Origin of the sequence: Micromonospora sp. NPDC006766 (genome assembly GCF_040636055.1) — a bacterium.
Lineage (GTDB): Bacteria > Actinomycetota > Actinomycetes > Mycobacteriales > Micromonosporaceae > Micromonospora.
Genome location: NZ_JBEYIX010000131.1, coordinates 1 through 1,680 on the forward strand (window position 1 = coordinate 1; position 1,680 = coordinate 1,680).

At 68.6% G+C, this 1,680-nt stretch carries 1 protein-coding gene; it reads right to left on the reverse strand.

Annotated features, from left to right (window positions below):
• Nucleotides 1–29: 29 nt before the first annotated feature.
• Nucleotides 30–1,628, reverse strand: a complete 1,599-nt coding sequence (locus tag ABZ671_RS32675; protein WP_357865416.1) for an ISL3 family transposase — start codon at nucleotides 1,626–1,628, stop codon at nucleotides 30–32.
• Nucleotides 1,629–1,680 lie beyond the last annotated feature (52 nt).

The following is a 1,680-nucleotide window of genomic DNA, read 5'->3' on the forward strand; positions in this document are numbered from 1 at the left end:
GGCTCTGTCGCTGATCTTGTGACGGGGGCTCACGCCTGGAGCAGGATGCGTTTGCGGAGCAGGTCGAAGTTGGCGCGGCCGTAGCCCATGCGTTTGACCAGCTTGGCCCTGGTGTTCTGGCCTTCAACCTGTCCGGAGCTCCAGACCGTGGACAGGCCGGCGAGGACGGCGTCGTAGTCGTGGTTGAGCCCGTCGGCGAACTGCCGCAGGTGGGGCAGGTCGTCCGCGCGGACGCTGTCGATCCACTCGGACAGATGTTGGCGGCCGGTCAGGTTGGTCAGCATCTTCGCGAAGGCTCGCACGTGCTCGGCCGCAGCGGTCAGATGAGGACATGCCGCTCGGATGTCTTGCAGGTCGTTCGCCTGCCCGGGTGGTAGCCGGTCGGGATTCGTTAGCAGCAGGGTCGCTGCGAATCGGGGCGCCGGGATCGGCCGTGGTGCTGGCGGGGCGGCCACGCCCCGTTTGAGCAAGTGAACGTAGAGATTGACCGTGCTGCTGCTACCGGCGTACCCCTGGTCGCGGATCTGCCGATACAACTGCACCGCGTTGCGCTGCCCTTGGGCGAACTGCTCGTACAGGTAGGGCTTGAACGCATCCAGCACGGAGCGGCGGTGGATCACCGGCGCGATGAGTTCGTCGAGGCTCGCGGCGCGGGCGTAACGGCGCACGGCGTAGTAGTCCAGCTGCAGGTCGCGGCTGATGCCTTTGAGTGACCGGCCGGCCGCGACGAGTTCTTGCACGGCGTGGTAGCGCTCGGTGGTGCGGGTCACGAGCGCGCGAGGTCGGCCGCGGACGTCGTAGTGCACGTCCGGCAATGGTGGCGGCGGCACGTCCACGGGTAGCTCAGCCGCGGTGAACGCGGTCTTGATGCAGGCGTGGTGCGCGGCGGCGGTCTTCTCCACCGCCTCGCACAGGTTGTTCCACAAATGCCACCGATCGGCGACCTGCTCCGCTTGCGGAGCACCGGTCCGCGCGGCCTCGGCATAAGCTCGACCGCGGTCGCGGCACACCACCTCGATCTCGGGATGGGCGCCCAGCCACGCCGTGACCGGTCCGGCATCGCGGCCCTCGAGCACCTCGACAGGCCGCCGCGTTTCCAGGTCCACGATGATCGTGGCGTAGACGTGGCGGCGGCGCAGCGCGAAGTCATCAACGCCCACCACCCGCACGTCACCGGCCGGCGGGTCGGGCAAGGCCCGGACCAGCCGCAACAGGGTGTCCTTGGCGACCGGGACGCCAAGCCGTCCAGCGAGCCGTGCCGCCGGCCGCGCCGCGAGCGCCACCGCAAACTGCACGAGCTGGTGCTGCAGCACCGGCGTGCGCCGGCCATGCGGATGGGTCAGGCCCGGCACCTGCTCCGCGAAGGTCACCGCAGGACAGGATTTCGACACGCACTTGAAGCGACGTACCAACAGATCGATCACTACAGCCCGGCCGCCCAGCGCCGCGTCCGCGAGCCGGCGCCGGTACCTGCCATGAGCACGACCAGAAGTCCTGCTGCACCGAGGGCACCTGCCCCGACGCGTACGCGATCGCGCCCGCAAAACGATCGCCCCGGCCGATCGCTCGACCCCATCAACGACCACGTTGGACAGATGCGGCAGAGCCTTGATCAAGCTTGAGAGCACTCGGCTGATCTTGGCCTCAGCTCCACGCCGTCACAAGATCGGCGACAGAGCC